Here is a 15,663-nt window from a genome sequence, read left to right as displayed (position 1 = left end):
TGGCAAGGGCGACACGAACGGGTGAAGCCGTGGGCACACGTGTCCCCTGTCGTCTCCACCGGTAACCTCACACACATGGCCTCACGTCAGTCCGCAGCCAAGAAGCCGCCCGCGAAGAAGGCGGCCGCTCCGACGAAGGCTCCGGCGAAGAAGGCCCCCGCGAAAAAGGCAGCCGCCAAGAAGGCGCCTGCCAGGAGGACCGCGGCCAAGAGGCCCGCTCCCGCGCCGGTGCCCAGCCCGACCGCGGGCGTGTACCGACTGGTGCGCGCCCTGTGGCTGGGTGTCGCCCATGCCGTCGGAGCGACCTTCCGCGGCATAGGGCGGGGGGCCAAGGGCCTCGACCCGGCCCACCGCAAGGACGGGGTCGCGCTCCTGCTGCTCGGCATCGCGCTGATCGTCGCGGCGGGAACCTGGTCCAACCTGCGGGGCCCGGTCGGCGACCTCGTCGAGATGCTCGTCACCGGTGCCTTCGGGCGCCTCGACCTGCTCGTGCCGATATTCCTCGGCGTCATCGCGGCCCGGCTCATCCGCCACCCCGAGCAGCCCGAGGCCAACGGACGCATCGTCATCGGTCTGTCCGCGCTCGCGATCGGTGTGCTTGGACAGGTCCACATCGCGTGCGGGTCGCCCGCGCGCAGCGACGGCATGCAGGCCATAAGGGACGCCGGCGGACTCATCGGCTGGGGTGCCTCCACCCCGCTGACGTACACGATGGGCGACGTCCTCGCCGTGCCGCTCCTCGTGCTGCTCACGATCTTCGGGCTGCTGGTCGTCACGGCCACCCCGGTCAACGCGATCCCGCAGCGGCTGCGACTGCTCGGCCAGAAGCTCGGCATCGTCCAGGCCGACTTCGACGAGGACGCGTTCGGCGACGACGACGAGCGCTACGACGAGCAGTGGCGCGAGGCGACCCCGGCACGTTCCCGCAGACGCCCGCAGGCTCCCGACGCGTACGACCCCGACCACGCCGAGCAGGACGCGCTCACCAAGCGGCGGAGCCGGCCCCGGCGGCCCGGCGCGCAGCAGCCCGACATGAACCGGCCGATGGACGCCGTGGACGTCGCGGCGGCGGCCGCCGCCGCGCTCGACGGCGCCGTGCTGCACGGGATGCCGCCCTCGCCGCTGGTCGCCGACCTGACGCAGGGCGTCAGCGTGGAGCGCGACGGCTACGAGGAGACCACGCCGGTGCCCGCCGCCCGCGCCAAGGGCCCGGTGCCGGGAGCCAAGCGTCCGAAGCAGGAGGCCCTGCCCTCCGAGGGGGTCGTGCCCGACCTCACCAAGGCGGCCCCCGACGCACCCCGCGACCTGCCTCCGCGCGCGGAGCAGCTCCAGCTCTCCGGGGACATCACGTACTCGCTGCCCTCGCTCGACCTCCTGGAGCGCGGCGGCCCGGGCAAGACGCGCAGCGCCGCCAACGACGCGGTGGTCGCCTCCCTCCAGAACGTCTTCCGGGAGTTCAAGGTCGACGCGGCCGTCACCGGCTTCACGCGCGGTCCGACCGTCACGCGCTACGAGGTCGAGCTCGGCCCCGCCGTGAAGGTCGAGCGGATCACCGCACTGACCAAGAACATCGCGTACGCGGTCGCCAGCCCCGACGTGCGGATCATCAGCCCGATCCCCGGCAAGTCCGCGGTCGGCATCGAGATCCCCAACACCGACCGTGAGATGGTCAACCTCGGCGACGTGCTGCGGCTCGCCGACGCCGCCGAGGACGACCACCCGATGCTGGTCGCACTCGGCAAGGACGTCGAGGGCGGCTACGTGATGGCCAACCTCGCGAAGATGCCGCACGTGCTGGTCGCCGGCGCCACCGGCTCCGGCAAGTCCTCGTGCATCAACTGCCTCATCACCTCGGTCATGGTCCGCGCGACCCCCGAGGACGTGCGGATGGTCCTGGTCGACCCCAAGCGCGTCGAGCTGACCGCCTACGAGGGCATCCCGCACCTGATCACGCCGATCATCACCAACCCGAAGCGGGCCGCCGAGGCACTCCAGTGGGTCGTCCGCGAGATGGACCTGCGCTACGACGACCTCGCCGCGTTCGGGTACCGGCACATCGACGACTTCAACGCGGCCATCCGCAGCGGCAAGGTCAAGCTGCCCGAGGGCAGCGAGCGCGAGCTGACCCCGTACCCGTACCTCCTGGTGATCGTCGACGAGCTGGCCGACCTGATGATGGTCGCCCCGCGTGACGTCGAGGACGCGATCGTGCGCATCACCCAGCTCGCGCGCGCCGCCGGCATCCACCTGGTGCTCGCCACGCAGCGCCCGTCGGTGGACGTCGTCACCGGTCTGATCAAGGCGAACGTGCCCTCCCGGCTCGCCTTCGCCACGTCCTCGCTCGCCGACTCGCGCGTCATCCTCGACCAGCCCGGCGCCGAGAAGCTCATCGGCAAGGGCGACGGGCTCTTCCTGCCGATGGGGGCCAACAAGCCCACGCGTATGCAGGGCGCCTTCGTCACGGAGGACGAGGTCGCCGCGGTCGTGCAGCACTGCAAGGACCAGATGGCGCCCGTCTTCCGGGAGGACGTCACCGTGGGCACCAAGCAGAAGAAGGAGATCGACGAGGACATCGGCGACGACCTCGACCTGCTGTGCGCGGCGGCCGAACTGGTCGTCACCTCGCAGTTCGGGTCCACCTCGATGCTCCAGCGCAAGCTGCGGGTCGGCTTCGCCAAGGCGGGCCGCCTGATGGACCTGATGGAGTCGCGCGGCATCGTCGGACCGAGCGAGGGATCCAAGGCCCGCGACGTGCTCGTGAAGGCGGACGAGCTCGACGGAGTGTTGGCCGTGATTCGCGGGGAAGCAGGAGCTTAGGCACTTCGGCGGAGGAAGACGGGACAGCCGGTCGGGTCAGGATGGACGCACGGCGGGACGTCCGAAGGTGGGGCGTTCGCCGCGCGGGTGGCGGAACGACACGTTCAGCCCCAGTCTGATATTCGAACGTGACTCACCCGTAAGGGATCGACGGGCAACCGTTTCCCTTCGTCGCACGTCAAGTTGAGCGAAGGGACGCGAACTGTCCCGGCGTCAGGATGACCGGCCATTCTGATGGCGTACAAAGTCCCACCGCCCGGTTGCCCCACCCTTTCGTACCCCCCCTAGACTGAACCTCCAGCACAGGTGGCTACACGCTCGAAAGGCGCCCCCGTGTCCATCGGCAACTCCCCTGACGGCAACACCCCCGAAGACGAGCGTCCGTTCGAAGACGACAGTGCGGTCGAGCGGATCTCGGTCGGCCGCGCCCTCCAGCAGGCGCGCATCGACGCCGGCCTGACCGTCGACGACGTCAGCAACGCCACCCGCGTCCGCATCACGATCATCCACGCCATCGAACAGGACGACTTCACCCCGTGCGGCGGCGACGTCTACGCCCGCGGCCACATCCGGACGCTGGCTCGCGCCGTCCAGCTCGATCCGGCACCCCTCCTCGCCCAGTACGACGCCGACCACGGCGGACGTCCCGCGCCGACGCCCGCCGCCCCGCTCTTCGAGGCGGAACGCATCCGTCCCGAGCGGCGCGGACCGAACTGGACGGCCGCCATGGTCGCCGCGATCGTCGCGGTGATCGGCTTCGTCGGGTTCACCGTCGTCAAGGGGGGCGACAGCGGCGACGACTCGAAGACCCAGGTCGCCGAAGGCTCGACGCCCACCGCCAGCAAGGCCGCCTCGCCCACCGCGAACGCCAGCAAGCCCGCCGACCCGAAGCCGGACCCGTCCGACAGCGCCATCGCGGCCGCCCCGCAGGACAAGGTGACCGTACGGGTCAGTGCCCCGGACGGACGCAGCTGGATCTCCGCCAAGGACCACAACGGCCGGATGCTCTTCGACGGCCTGCTGAACCAGGGCGAGTCCAAGACCTTCCAGGACAGCTCCAAGATCAACCTCATCCTCGGTGACGCCGGAGCCATCCAGCTCTACGTCAACGGCAAGAAGATCGAGGACGACTTCCGGCCGGGCGCGGTCGAGCGTCTGACCTACACGAAGGGTGACCCGCAGGTCGGCTGAGACCGGCGGTGACAGGCGGTCCACGGGGTTGGCCAAGATCGGCCAACCCCGTCGACGTGGGGTGTCGGAGAGACAAAGTAGTCTTGAGCCCATGCCTGAACGCCGTACCGTCGCACTCGTCACCCTTGGCTGCGCCCGTAACGAGGTGGACTCGGAGGAGCTCGCAGGCCGCTTGGAGGCGGACGGCTGGCACCTCGTCGAGGACGCCGAGCAAGCGGACGTCGCCGTCGTCAACACCTGTGGCTTCGTCGAAGCCGCCAAGAAGGACTCCGTCGACGCCCTGCTCGAGGCCAACGACCTCAAGGGGCACGGCAGAACCCAGGCCGTCGTGGCGGTGGGCTGCATGGCCGAGCGGTACGGCAAGGAACTCGCCGAAGCCCTCCCCGAGGCCGACGGCGTGCTCGGATTCGACGACTACGCCGACATCTCCGACCGCCTGCAGACCATCCTGAACGGCGGCATCCACGCCTCCCACACCCCGCGCGACCGCCGCAAGCTGCTGCCGATCAGCCCCGCCGAGCGGCAGACCGCGGGCGAGGAAGTGGCCCTTCCCGGCCACGGCGCCCCCACCGACCTGCCCGAGGGCGTCGCCCCGGTCTCCGGCCCCCGCGCGCCCCTGCGCCGCAGGCTGGACGGCTCCCCGGTCGCCTCGGTGAAGCTCGCCTCCGGCTGCGATCGCCGCTGCACCTTCTGCGCCATCCCGTCCTTCCGCGGCTCGTTCATCTCGCGCCGCCCCAGCGACGTCCTGAACGAGGCCCGCTGGCTCGCCGAGCAGGGCGTGAAGGAGGTCATGCTGGTCTCCGAGAACAACACCTCGTACGGCAAGGACCTCGGTGACATCCGTCTCCTGGAGACGATGCTGCCCGAGCTGGCCGAGATCGACGGCATCGAGCGCGTGCGGGTCAGCTACCTCCAGCCCGCCGAGATGCGCCCCGGCCTGATCGACGTCCTCACGTCGACGGAGAACGTCGCGCCCTACTTCGACCTGTCCTTCCAGCACTCCGCGCCCGACGTGCTGCGCTCCATGCGCCGCTTCGGCGACACCGACCGGTTCCTCGAGCTGCTCGACACCATCCGGGCCAAGGCCCCGCAGGCCGGCGTGCGCTCGAACTTCATCGTCGGGTTCCCCGGCGAGAGCGAGGCCGACCTCGCCGAGCTGGAGCGTTTCCTCACGGGCGCCCGCCTCGACGCGATCGGCGTCTTCGGCTACTCGGACGAGGACGGCACCGAGGCGGCGACCTTCGAGAACAAGCTGGACGAGGACGTCGTCGCCGAGCGCCTCGCGCGCGTGTCCCGCCTCGCCGAGGAACTGGTCGCCCAGCGCGCCGAGGAGCGTGTCGGCGAGACGGTCCACGTCCTGGTCGAGTCGGTCGACGGCGAGGACGGAGCGTACGGCCGCGCCGCGCACCAGGCGCCCGAGACGGACGGACAGGTGCTGTTCACGAGCGGCGCGGGTCTGACCGTCGGCCGTATCGTCGAGGCCAAGGTGGTCGGTACGGAAGGTGTCGACCTGGTGGCCGAGCCGCTGATCGGCGCGCTCGCGTGTACGGAGACTGAGGAGGCGGCCAGATGACCGGAGTCCCGGCATCCGCGGCGGGCGGCTCCCCCAGCGCCAAAGGCGCGACGAGCGCCCCCGACGCGTCCGGTGCTCCGGGCGACGGCAGGCAGGTACGCGGCGGGAAGCTGCCCGCCGCGGCCGTCGACCAGGCCAGCCTGTGGAACATCGCCAACATCCTGACCATGATCCGGCTCGTCCTCGTGCCCGGCTTCGTGGCCCTGATGCTGGCCGACGGCGGCTACGACCCCGCCATGCGCGCCTGGGCCTGGGCGGCGTTCGCTGTCGCCATGATCACCGACATCTTCGACGGCCACCTGGCACGCACCTACAACCTCGTCACCGACTTCGGGAAGATCGCCGACCCCATCGCCGACAAGGCGATCATGGGCGCGGCGCTCATCTGCCTGTCCGGCCTCGGCGATCTGCCCTGGTGGGTGACCGTCGTCATCCTCGGCCGTGAGCTGGGCGTCACCCTGCTGCGCTTCGTCGTCATCCGTTACGGGGTCATCCCGGCGAGCCGTGGCGGCAAGCTGAAGACGCTGGCCCAGGGCACGGCGGTCGGGATGTACATCCTGGCGCTGACGGGGGCACTGGCCACCCTGAGGTTCTGGGTGATGGCCGTGGCGGTCGTCCTGACCGTGGTCACCGGACTCGACTATGTGAGACAGGCCATCGTGCTGCGCCGGCAGGGAATCGCCGCGCGCCGGGCAGCAGCCGAGGAGGCCGCACGGTGACGTCCGCGGCCACCGAGGTGGTGCGACTACTCACGGTGAGGGGAGAGACCCTCGCCGTCGCCGAGTCGCTCACCGGTGGCCTGGTGGCGGCCGAGCTCACGGCGGTGCCGGGCGCCTCGAAGGCGTTCCGGGGCTCCGTGACCGCGTACGCCACCCCGCTCAAGCACCAGCTGCTGGGTGTCGACGCCACTCTGCTGGCCCAGCGCGGGGCGGTGGATCCGCAGGTCGCGGCCCAGATGGCGGCCGGGGTGCGCACGGCGCTCGGTGCGGACTGGGGGATCGCGACCACCGGCGTCGCCGGTCCGGATCCCCAGGACGGCCAGCCGGTCGGCACGGTGTACGTGGCCGTCGCGGGACCCTCCGGCGGGACATTTCCTGCCCCTGGCGGCGGGAAAGTGGCGCCACTGCGGTTGAACGGTGGCCGTGCGGAAATCCGTATGGAGAGTGTACGCAGCGTGCTCGCCCTGCTCCTGGAGGAGCTGGCGGGCGAACAGACCGGGAACGAGCGGGCACAGGATACGGAACAGAACGGGGGGTTTTGATGTTTGCAGCCCTGAGTGAACACGACATCGCTCCCCGCACGGCCGCGGCGCAAGGCGGTACGGTGGGGCGTGAAGGATGCGGCTACGCGGTCCGAGGAGGGAGCCACCGATGATTCTGCTCCGTCGCCTGCTTGGTGACGTGCTGCGTCGGCAGCGCCAGCGCCAGGGCCGTACTCTGCGCGAAGTCTCCTCGTCCGCCCGAGTTTCACTCGGCTATCTCTCCGAGGTGGAGCGGGGGCAGAAGGAGGCATCCTCCGAGCTGCTCTCCGCGATCTGCGACGCGCTGGACGTACGGATGTCCGAGCTCATGCGGGAAGTGAGCGACGAGCTCGCTCTCGCCGAGCTGGCCCAGTCGGCTGCGGCCACCGAACCGGTGCCCGCACCGGTACGTCGCCCGATGCTCAATTCCGTATCGGTGACCGGTGTCCCACCGGAACGGGTCACGATCAAGGCGCCTGCCGAGGCGGTCGACGTCGTCGCCGCCTGACGCTCACGGACTCACATCCTGAGCCGATCACGCACAGGAAAAGCCCCGGCCGGGGCGACCTCCAGGGAGACCTGGAGGGGCCTGGCCGGGGCTTTCGCGTTGCCCGCAAGCGGGTAGGGGAGAGCGGTATGGGTCCATTTGCCGGTATCCGGCCCGCCCTTCATGGTGGAGGGACGGGGCGAGGCCGACCGCCGGACCCGTCGTGAATCGGAGGTTGTCGATGTACGTCGTGAAGAGCCCCCTGTCCGACGCGGACCTGAAGACCGTCGCCGAGGCCTTGCAGGGCGCCCTGGTCGACCTGGTGGACCTCTCCCTCGTCGCGAAGCAGGTGCACTGGAACGTCGTGGGGCCCCGTTTCCGCTCCGTCCACCTGCAGCTCGACGAGGTCGTGGACACCGCGCGCCTGCACTCCGACACCGTCGCCGAGCGTGCCGCGACGCTGGGCGTCCCGCCGGACGGACGCGCCGCGACGGTGGCGACCAGCAGCGGCATCGGCGTGACCCCCGACGGCTGGATCAAGGACGAGGACGCCGTGGCGGCCCTCGTCGACGCGCTCGGCGCCGTGATCACCCGGATGCGGGAACGCGTGGGCTCCACCGGTGAGCCGGACCCGGTGAGCCAGGACATCTTCATCGGCATCACGGCCGACCTGGAGAAGCACCACTGGATGTTCCAGGCGGAGAACGGCTGAGGTTTGTCCGTCGACCGGGCCGGCCGATGGCCCGGCGCTTCGCCGCCGGCCGTACCCGTCGGCGGCCGGTGAGGTCGCTCGTGTCGCGTGTGTGGAATCGATGGCCCGGAGCCGGGCCGGAGGAGGGCGCCATGGCGGGGCGAATAGTGCGCCGGGGGGCCGCTCTGGTGCTGGGCGTGCTGTGGTGGTGCAGCGTGCTCCGGCTCGCTCTCGCACCCGACGCGGGGGTGCTCGAAGGGACGATAGCCGCCGGCGGGTGGGGGCTGAGCCTGCTCCCGGTGCACTGTGTGCCGAAGTCGCGCGCGGCCGGCGCCGTGGGTTCCGACCGCTGGTGGGCGTACTGGCGGGAGGCCTGGCGCCGCCGCGGGAGCGGCGAGGGCAACGGGCCTGCTCCGGGGGTGGGCTAGGCGGCGGCCGGGCAGCTGAGGGTGCTGTGGCTGGTCGCACTGTTCCCCGCGCTCCCTTGACTGGGCCCCTGTTTTCGCGGCTTCCGCGCCGAGGGCGGGGTGGGGGCCTTGGGTGTTTGTCCGGGTGTCGGGCCGCTGTGGCTGGTCGCGCCGCTCTCCGGGCCCCTTGACCGGGGCTCCTGTTTCGCGGCTTCGGCGTCGTGGGACAGGGGTGCGGCCTGTGGTCGTTGTTCGCGTGCCGGGGTGATGCAGGGCCCGGTGCTACCAGGGCATCGCGACGCCGCCGTTGGGGCGGAGGATCTGGCCCGTGGTGAACCCCGAGGCGTCCGAGGCCAGGTGCAGCACGGCGTGGGCGATGTCCTCGGGCTCTCCGACGCGGCCCAGCGGTGAGAGGCGGGCCATGAACGCCTCGGTGTGGGCCTGCTTCTCGCCGTGGTGATCGGTCATGGGCGTGCGGACCCAGCCGGGTGCGACCGCGTTGACGCGGATCCCGTGCGGACCGACCTCCGTGGCGAGCGTCTTCGTCAGCTGGACGACGGCCGCCTTGGACACGCTGTAGCAGAACAGGCCCGGCCCGCCGGTGTCGATCGCGCCCGACGCCATCGTGACGATGCTGCCCCGGACTCCCTGCGCGATCATGGCGCGCGCGGCCTCCTGGCAAGCGTGCAGCACTCCCTTGAAATTGACGCTCAACACCCGGTCGAGGTCCTCGTCCCTGGTCTCCAGGACGGGGCTGCTGTGCATGATCCCGGCGACCGCGGCCATGACGTCGACGCGGTCGCACGAGGCGACGGCCTGCTGGACCTGGGCACGGTCGGCGACGTCGATGTGGTGGGTGTGGGCCGTTCCGCCCTGGTCCTTGATCAGGGTCGCCGTCTCGTGGAGACCCTGTGCGTCCCGGTCCGCGCAATGGACGGTGGCGCCCGCCTCCGCGAGCAGGAGTGCCGACGCGCGGCCGATGCCGCTCGCCGCGCCGGTGACGAAGGCGGTGCGTCCGGTGAGGTCGTACGCGGCGAGGGTCATGAAGCGACGGTACGAGCGTTTCTGACGGTCCGTCAATTAGTTGTTCGGTGTTGATGTACGGCTCGGCGTCCGCCCGGCGGTGGCGTGGGGCCCGCCTGGCAGTGGGGGCACCAGTAGGTGGGGCGTTCGCGGGATCCGTCGCCCTGGTCGGCGACACGGATCGGTGTTCCGCAGCGCAGGCAGGGCCGCGGGGCGCGCCCGTACACGTACAGGTGCTGGTCGCTGCGGCCCGTGGTGATGCGGGCCGGGCGGTCGCGGTTGAACTCCAGCAGCTTCTTCGCCAGGTCGGGCAGCTGGGCGGCCAGGCCCGAGGGCAGGGCGCCGACGGGGAGCCAGGGGGTGACGCCGAGCAGGAAGCACAGCTCGCTCTTGTAGACGTTGCCGATCCCGGCGAGATTCCGCTGGTCGAGGAGGGCTTCGCCGAGGGCGCGGTCCGGGTCGCGGAACAGGTTGTGCAGGGCCTTGTCCGGATCCCAGTCCGGTCCCAGGAGGTCGGGGCCGAGATGTCCGACGGCGCGGTCCTCGTCCGTGGTCCGGAGCAGTTCGAGGACGGGAAGGCGGTACCCGACCGCCGTGCGGTCCGCCGTGCCGAGGATCGCGCGGATCTGGTGGGCGGGTCCGCCGCTCCAGCGCCGGCCCGGCTCGAACACCTTCCAGGAGCCGTCCATCCGCAGATGCGAGTGCAGCGTGAGGTCGCCCTCGATCCGGGTGAGCAGGTGCTTGCCGCGCGGCGTGACGTCGAGGACGGTGCGACCGGTGAGGTCCGCCGTGGCGAACTGCGGCACGCGTAGGTCGGAGCGGGTCAGCACCTTGCCCGCGAGGGCCCCATGCAGCCGCCTCGCGGCCTGCCAGACGGTGTCTCCTTCAGGCATGGGTCCAGGGTGGCACGGGTGGGGAGCGGGTGCCCCGGGGCGCGGGGCGAGGTCAGGCGCGCAGCCGCAGCCCGCGGGGGGTGGCGATGAAGCCCGCAGCTTCCAGAAGGGTGCCGAGGGGGGACGTCAGGGCCGACGCTCCGTTGACGCGCTCCACGGTGACCGTGCCGAGCGAGCCCGCGCGGGCGCATGCCGCGAGGGCTTCGGCCGCCGCGTGCAGGCGTACGTCCTCGCCGACCGGGCTCTGCGGATCGGCGGGCCAGGCCAGCAGGGTCTTGCCGCCGCGCTCCATGTAGAGGGTCAGTTCGCCGTCGACCAGGACGACCAGGGATCCCGCCTTGCGGCCCGGCTTGTGTCCCGCCTCGGTCGGCGACTCCGGCCAGGGCAGGGCCGCGCCGTACGCGTTCGCGGGGTCGGCCGCGGCCAGGACGACCGCGGGGGAGGTGGCGCGGGGGCGCGATCGGCCGTTCGGAAAACCTCGGTCGGCGGGGCCCGGGGATCCCGTGGGTCCGTACCCGTACGGCGAGGCGTTGCGCCGGGACGGCGCCGGTGGGTGGCCGGAGGCGTCGGCGAACGAGGAACCGGCCGAGAACGCGGAGTCGGCGGAGAAGGTGTGGGCTCCGCCGTCCCCGGAAGCGGGGTCGTCGAAGCCGGATCCGCCGAAGCCGGGTTCGCCGAATGCGGGCTCGTGTCCGTCGACGCCCGGACTGCCGAAGCCCGTGCCGTCTCCGTCGCCGTCGGGATCGTGCCGCCCCGGGGCGTCCCTGCGGCCGCCGGTGCCCGGCAGCCCCGAGAGGTCCGGGAACCCGGGGACGTCCGCCGGGCCGGGGGCGGATCCCCGGCCGCGCGGCAGGCCGTGGTCGTCCGGGAAACCGTGGGCTCCGGGAGAGTCGTCCGGGAAGCCGTGGCCGCCCGGGGACGTGAGCGGGGACGAACTGTCGCCGCGGTCCCGTGCGTTCGCCGCAGCGCGGAGGCGGTCCACCGCGCCGTCCATGGCGAACTGGGCCGCGCCGAGGCCCTCGACCACATAGCCGCGGCGCGCCTGGCCGCTGTCCTCGAACGCGGAAAGGATGCGGTAGACCGCGGAGAATCCGCCTTCCACGCCCTCGGCGGCGACGGCGCCCCGAGTGACCACTCCGTGCCGGTCGAGCAGGGTGCGGGCCAAGGCGTGGGCGCGCACGGTGGCGTCCGGCTCGCGGTCGGGCAGGAGCGACCAGCGGCCCGCCACGGTGGGTGGGCCGGTCCGTGACTGGGGGCGTGCGCCGCCGGTCAGCGCGCCGTAACGCCCGCGCGGAATCGAGCGCTTGGCACGGTGGGCGGTCGAACCGGCGGTGCGGCCCGAGCCGAGGAGGGAGCGCATCGGGGCGAGGGTGTCGTTCGTGAGGCGTCCGGACCAGGCCAGGTCCCAGATGGTGTCCGCCAGCTGGGGATCGGTGGCGTCGGGGTGGGTGGTGGCGCGGACCTGGTCGGCGATCTGGCGGAAGAAGAGGCCGTAGCCGCCCGTGAGGGTGTCGAGGACCGACTGGTGCAGTGCCGTCAGCTCCAAGGGGTGCGCGGCCGGAAGCAGCAGGGGGGCGGCATCGGCCAGGTACAGCGAGACCCAGCCGTCCTTGCCCGGCAGTGAACCCGCTCCGGCCCAGACCACCTCCCCGGCGGCCGTGAGCTCGTCCAGGAGCGCCGGTGCGTACCCGGCGACGCGGGAGGGCAGCACCAGCTTCTCCAGCGCGGACGCCGGCACGGACGCGCCCTGCAACTGCTCGACGGCGCGCACCAGTCCGTCGATGCCCCGCAGACCGTGACCGCTGCCGACGTGCTGCCACTGCGGGAGGAACTGCGCGAGCGCGGCGGGCGGCACCGGCTCCAGCTCGTGGCGCAGCGCGGCGAGGGAGCGCCGCCGCAGCCGGCGCAGGACCGCGGCGTCGCACCACTCCTGACCGATGCCCGCGGGATGGAACTCGCCCTGCACGACCCGCCCGCCGGCGGCCAGCCGGTGCAGGGCGCCGTCCGTGACCGCCGTACCGAGGCCGAAGCGGGCGGCGGCCGTCGTGGACGTGAACGGCCCGTGGGTGCGCGCGTACCGGGCGAGGAGGTCTCCGAGAGGGTCCTTCACCGGTTCCGTGAAGGCCTCCGGGACGCCGACGGGCAGCGCGGTCCGAGCGCGTCCCGCAGCCGGCCCGCGTCCTCGATCGCCGCCCAGTGGTCGGCCCCCGCGATCCGGACCCGGATGGCGCGGCGCGCGGCGGCCAACTCCTGGGCCCAGTGCGGCTCGGCGCCCCGCTCGGCCAGCTCGGCGTCCGTGAGCGGCCCGAGCAGGCGCAGCAGGTCGGCCACACCCTCGACGTCCTTGATGCGCCGGTCCTCGGTGAGCCACTGCAGCTCGCTCTCCAGCTCGGCGAGCACGTCGGCGTCGAGCAGCTCGCGCAGCTCGGCCTGGCCGAGGAGCTCGGCCAGCAGACGGGAGTCCAGCGACAGCGCGGCGGCCCGCCGCTCGGCGAGGGGCGAGTCTCCCTCGTACAGGAACTGGGCGACGTAGCCGAAGAGGAGCGAGCGGGCGAAGGGGGAGGGCTCGGTGGTGGTGACCTCGACGAGGCGGACCTTGCGGGACTCGATGTCCCCCATCAGCTCTGTGAGGCCCGGCACGTCGAAGACGTCCTGGAGACATTCGCGGACCGCTTCGAGGACGATCGGGAACGAGCCGAACTCGCTGGCCACTTGGAGCAGTTGGGCGGCGCGCTGGCGCTGCTGCCAGAGCGGGGTGCGCTTGCCGGGGCTGCGGCGCGGGAGCAGCAGGGCGCGGGCGGCGCACTCGCGGAAGCGGGCGGCGAACAGGGCCGAACTGCCGACCTGGTCCGTGACGATCTGATTGACCTCGCCCTTGTCGAAGGCGACGTCCGCCGCGCCGACCGGTGCCTGGTCGGCGTCGTACTCGGTGCCCGCCTTCGTCGGGGCCTGGTCGAGCAGGTCCATGCTCATGAGGTCGGCGTCGGGCAGCCGCAGCACGATGCCGTCGTCCGCGTGCATAACCTGGGCGTCCATGCCGTACCGCTCGGACAGCTTCGCCCCGAGGGCGAGGGCCCAGGGGGCGTGGACCTGGGCGCCGAACGGGGAGTGCACGACGACCCGCCAGTCACCCAGCTCGTCGCGGAAGCGTTCGACGACGATGGTGCGGTCGTCCGGGACGTGACCGCACGCCTCGCGCTGTTCGGTGAGGTACGCCAGGACATTGTCGGCGGCCCAGGTGTCGAGGCCCGCCGCGAGGAGGCGGAGCCGGGCGTCGTCCTCGGGCAGGGAGCCGACCTCGCGGAGGAACGCGCCGACGGCGCGGCCCAGTTCGAGGGGCCGGCCCAGCTGGTCGCCCTTCCAGAAGGGCAGCCTGCCGGGGACACCGGGGGCCGGGGAGACGAGCACACGGTCCCGGGTGATGTCCTCGATGCGCCAGGAGCTGGTGCCGAGGGTGAACACGTCGCCCACGCGGGACTCGTAGACCATCTCCTCGTCGAGCTCGCCGACCCGGCCGCCGCCCTTCTTGGGGTCGGCACCCGCGAGGAAGACTCCGAAGAGGCCGCGGTCGGGGATCGTGCCCCCGGAGGTGACGGCGAGCCGCTGGGCGCCGGGTCGGCCGGTGACCGTGCCCGCGACGCGGTCCCAGACGACGCGGGGCCTCAGCTCCGCGAAGGCGTCCGAGGGGTAGCGGCCGGCGAGCATGTCGAGCACGGCCGTGAACGCCGACTCCGGGAGCGCGGCGAAGGGGGCCGCGCGACGGACGGTGGTGAGCAGGTCGTCGACCTGCCAGGTGTCGAGCGCCGTCATGGCGACGAGCTGCTGGGCCAGGACGTCCAAGGGGTTGGCGGGGATCCGCAGGGACTCGATGGAGCCGGTGCGCATCCGCTCGGTGACCACGGCCGCCTGCACCAGGTCCCCGCGGTACTTCGGGAACACGACGCCCGTGGAGACCGCGCCGACCTGGTGGCCCGCGCGGCCCACCCGCTGGAGCCCTGACGCCACGGAGGGCGGGGACTCGACCTGGATGACGAGGTCGACCGCGCCCATGTCGATGCCCAGTTCGAGACTGGAGGTGGCGACGACGGCGGGGAGACGGCCGGCCTTCAGGTCCTCCTCGACCTGGGCCCGCTGTTCCTTCGACACCGAGCCGTGGTGCGCCCGCGCGATGACGGCCGGCGCACCCTGGGCCGCCCCCGAACCGCCCATCAGCTCGGCGGGAGAGTGCGCTTCGTCCAAGGGCTCGCCGGTCGCCCGCTCGTACGCGATCTCGTTGAGCCGGTTGCACAGGCGCTCCGCGAGGCGCCGCGAGTTGGCGAACACGATCGTCGAGCGGTGGGACTGGACGAGGTCGGTGATCCGCTCCTCGACGTGCGGCCAGATGGAGGGCTTCTCCGCGCCCTCCTTGCCGTCGGCGGCCGGGGAGCCGCCCAGCTCGCCCAGGTCCTCCACCGGGACGACGACCGAGAGGTCGAACTCCTTGCCGGAGGGCGGCTGGACGATCTCCACCTTGCGCTGCGGGGAGAGGTAGCGCGCGACCTCGTCCACGGGACGCACGGTCGCGGAGAGGCCGATGCGGCGGGCCGGCTTGGGCAGCAGCTCGTCGAGACGCTCCAGCGTGAGCGCGAGGTGGGCGCCGCGCTTGGTGCCCGCGACCGCGTGCACCTCGTCCAGGATCACCGTCTCGATGCCGGTCAGCGCGTCCCGCGTGGCCGACGTCAGCATCAGGAACAGCGACTCGGGGGTGGTGATCAGGATGTCCGGCGGCCGGGTGGCCAGCGCCCTGCGCTCGGCGGGCGGGGTGTCGCCGGAGCGGATCCCCACCTTCACCTCGGGCTCTGGCAGCCCGAGCCGCACCGATTCCTGCCGGATGCCGGTCAGCGGGCTGCGGAGATTGCGCTCCACGTCGACCGCGAGTGCCTTGAGCGGTGACACGTACAGCACGCGGCAGCGTTTCCTGGGGTCCGCGGGCGGGGGCTTCGAGGCCAGCTGGTCGAGCGCGGCGAGGAACGCGGCCAGCGTCTTGCCGGAGCCGGTCGGGGCGACGACCAGCACGTCGGAGCCCGCGCCGATGGCCTTCCACGCCCCGGCCTGGGCCGCGGTGGGCGCCGAGAAGGCCCCCGTGAACCAGCCGCGGGTCGCGGGGGAGAAGCCGTCGAGGGCCCGATGCGTGGAGCTGACCATGCGTCCATCCTGCACCCGCTCACTGACAATCGCTCTGACCTGCGCGGATGCGCCGCCGGAACCGGTCCGTCGGCCGGCGTCCGGCAGGTTCGGGCGAGGATCGCGGTGGACGTCCGTGGTGGCTGCGGCTGCGGGATGCGGCGGACGCCCACGGTGG

General features: G+C 72.3%; 10 protein-coding genes and 1 pseudogene. 8 read left to right on the top strand and 3 right to left on the bottom strand.

Translation table 11 applies throughout. The features are described from left to right. Positions 1-75 precede the first annotated feature (75 nt). The 8 genes from OG406_RS12020 to OG406_RS11985 all read left to right on the top strand — a co-directional run bounded on the left by OG406_RS12020 (position 76) and on the right by OG406_RS11985 (position 8,427). Complete coding sequence (locus OG406_RS12020) at positions 76-2,817, top strand: DNA translocase FtsK (RefSeq protein WP_267048680.1); 2,742 nt, start codon at positions 76-78, stop codon at positions 2,815-2,817. A gap of 333 nt (positions 2,818-3,150) precedes the next feature. After that, the gene (locus OG406_RS12015) at positions 3,151-4,008 is read left to right on the top strand and encodes a helix-turn-helix domain-containing protein (RefSeq protein ID WP_164375261.1); all 858 of its coding nucleotides are present in this window, start codon (positions 3,151-3,153) and stop codon (positions 4,006-4,008) included. 91 nt (positions 4,009-4,099) lie between these two features. Continuing rightward, on the top strand, positions 4,100-5,581 hold the full coding sequence (gene rimO / locus OG406_RS12010; RefSeq protein ID WP_266617047.1) for a 30S ribosomal protein S12 methylthiotransferase RimO: 1,482 nt from the start codon (positions 4,100-4,102) through the stop codon (positions 5,579-5,581). Then, positions 5,578-6,300 carry a CDP-diacylglycerol--glycerol-3-phosphate 3-phosphatidyltransferase gene (gene pgsA / locus OG406_RS12005; RefSeq protein WP_164375259.1) on the top strand — a complete coding sequence of 241 codons (723 nt, stop codon included), beginning with the start codon at positions 5,578-5,580 and terminating at the stop codon, positions 6,298-6,300. Before rimO ends, pgsA begins: the two co-directional genes overlap by 4 nt. After that, the gene (locus tag OG406_RS12000; RefSeq protein WP_164375258.1) at positions 6,297-6,842 is read left to right on the top strand and encodes a CinA family protein; all 546 of its coding nucleotides are present in this window, start codon (positions 6,297-6,299) and stop codon (positions 6,840-6,842) included. The genes pgsA and OG406_RS12000 overlap by 4 nt, the downstream gene beginning before the upstream one ends. Before the next feature lie 109 nt (positions 6,843-6,951). Next, positions 6,952-7,329 (top strand): helix-turn-helix domain-containing protein, encoded by a 378-nt coding sequence (locus OG406_RS11995; protein ID WP_037620346.1) that lies wholly within the window; start codon positions 6,952-6,954, stop codon positions 7,327-7,329. Between the two features lie 220 nt (positions 7,330-7,549). Then, positions 7,550-8,020, top strand: a complete 471-nt coding sequence (locus OG406_RS11990; RefSeq protein WP_164375257.1) for a Dps family protein — start codon at positions 7,550-7,552, stop codon at positions 8,018-8,020. 131 nt (positions 8,021-8,151) lie between these two features. Continuing rightward, entirely contained in the window at positions 8,152-8,427 is a 276-nt protein-coding gene (locus OG406_RS11985; RefSeq protein ID WP_081219754.1) for a hypothetical protein, read from the top strand. Positions 8,428-8,688: 261 nt separating this feature from the next. Here the strand turns inward: OG406_RS11985 and OG406_RS11980 are convergent, their stop codons facing one another. The 3 genes and pseudogenes from OG406_RS11980 to OG406_RS11970 all read right to left on the bottom strand — a co-directional run bounded on the left by OG406_RS11980 (position 8,689) and on the right by OG406_RS11970 (position 15,506). Beyond that, complete coding sequence (locus tag OG406_RS11980; protein WP_329185673.1) at positions 8,689-9,450, bottom strand: SDR family NAD(P)-dependent oxidoreductase; 762 nt, start codon at positions 9,448-9,450, stop codon at positions 8,689-8,691. Positions 9,451-9,482: 32 nt separating this feature from the next. Further along, a complete protein-coding gene (locus tag OG406_RS11975) occupies positions 9,483-10,322 on the bottom strand; it encodes an Fpg/Nei family DNA glycosylase (RefSeq protein ID WP_164375255.1) in 840 nt (279 codons plus the stop codon). 52 nt (positions 10,323-10,374) lie between these two features. Next, positions 10,375-15,506, bottom strand: a pseudogene (locus OG406_RS11970) (ATP-dependent helicase). Positions 15,507-15,663: the final 157 nt, after the last annotated feature.

Source organism: Streptomyces sp. NBC_01428 (genome assembly GCF_036231965.1).
Classification (GTDB): Bacteria; Actinomycetota; Actinomycetes; order Streptomycetales; family Streptomycetaceae; genus Streptomyces.
This window is presented reverse-complemented; position numbering and strand designations above follow the sequence as displayed.

Bases quoted from the DNA above. Each gene is read 5' to 3' on its own strand.
- OG406_RS12020 (WP_267048680.1), top strand. From the start codon at position 76: ATGGCCTCACGTCAGTCCGCAGCCAAGAAGCCGCCCGCGAAGAAGGCG.
- rimO (WP_266617047.1), top strand. From the start codon at position 4,100: ATGCCTGAACGCCGTACCGTCGCACTCGTCACCCTTGGCTGCGCCCGT.
- pgsA (WP_164375259.1), top strand. From the start codon at position 5,578: ATGACCGGAGTCCCGGCATCCGCGGCGGGCGGCTCCCCCAGCGCCAAA.
- OG406_RS11995 (WP_037620346.1), top strand. From the start codon at position 6,952: ATGATTCTGCTCCGTCGCCTGCTTGGTGACGTGCTGCGTCGGCAGCGC.
- OG406_RS11990 (WP_164375257.1), top strand. From the start codon at position 7,550: ATGTACGTCGTGAAGAGCCCCCTGTCCGACGCGGACCTGAAGACCGTC.
- OG406_RS11985 (WP_081219754.1), top strand. From the start codon at position 8,152: ATGGCGGGGCGAATAGTGCGCCGGGGGGCCGCTCTGGTGCTGGGCGTG.
- OG406_RS11980 (WP_329185673.1), bottom strand. From the start codon at position 9,450: ATGACCCTCGCCGCGTACGACCTCACCGGACGCACCGCCTTCGTCACC.
- OG406_RS11975 (WP_164375255.1), bottom strand. From the start codon at position 10,322: ATGCCTGAAGGAGACACCGTCTGGCAGGCCGCGAGGCGGCTGCATGGG.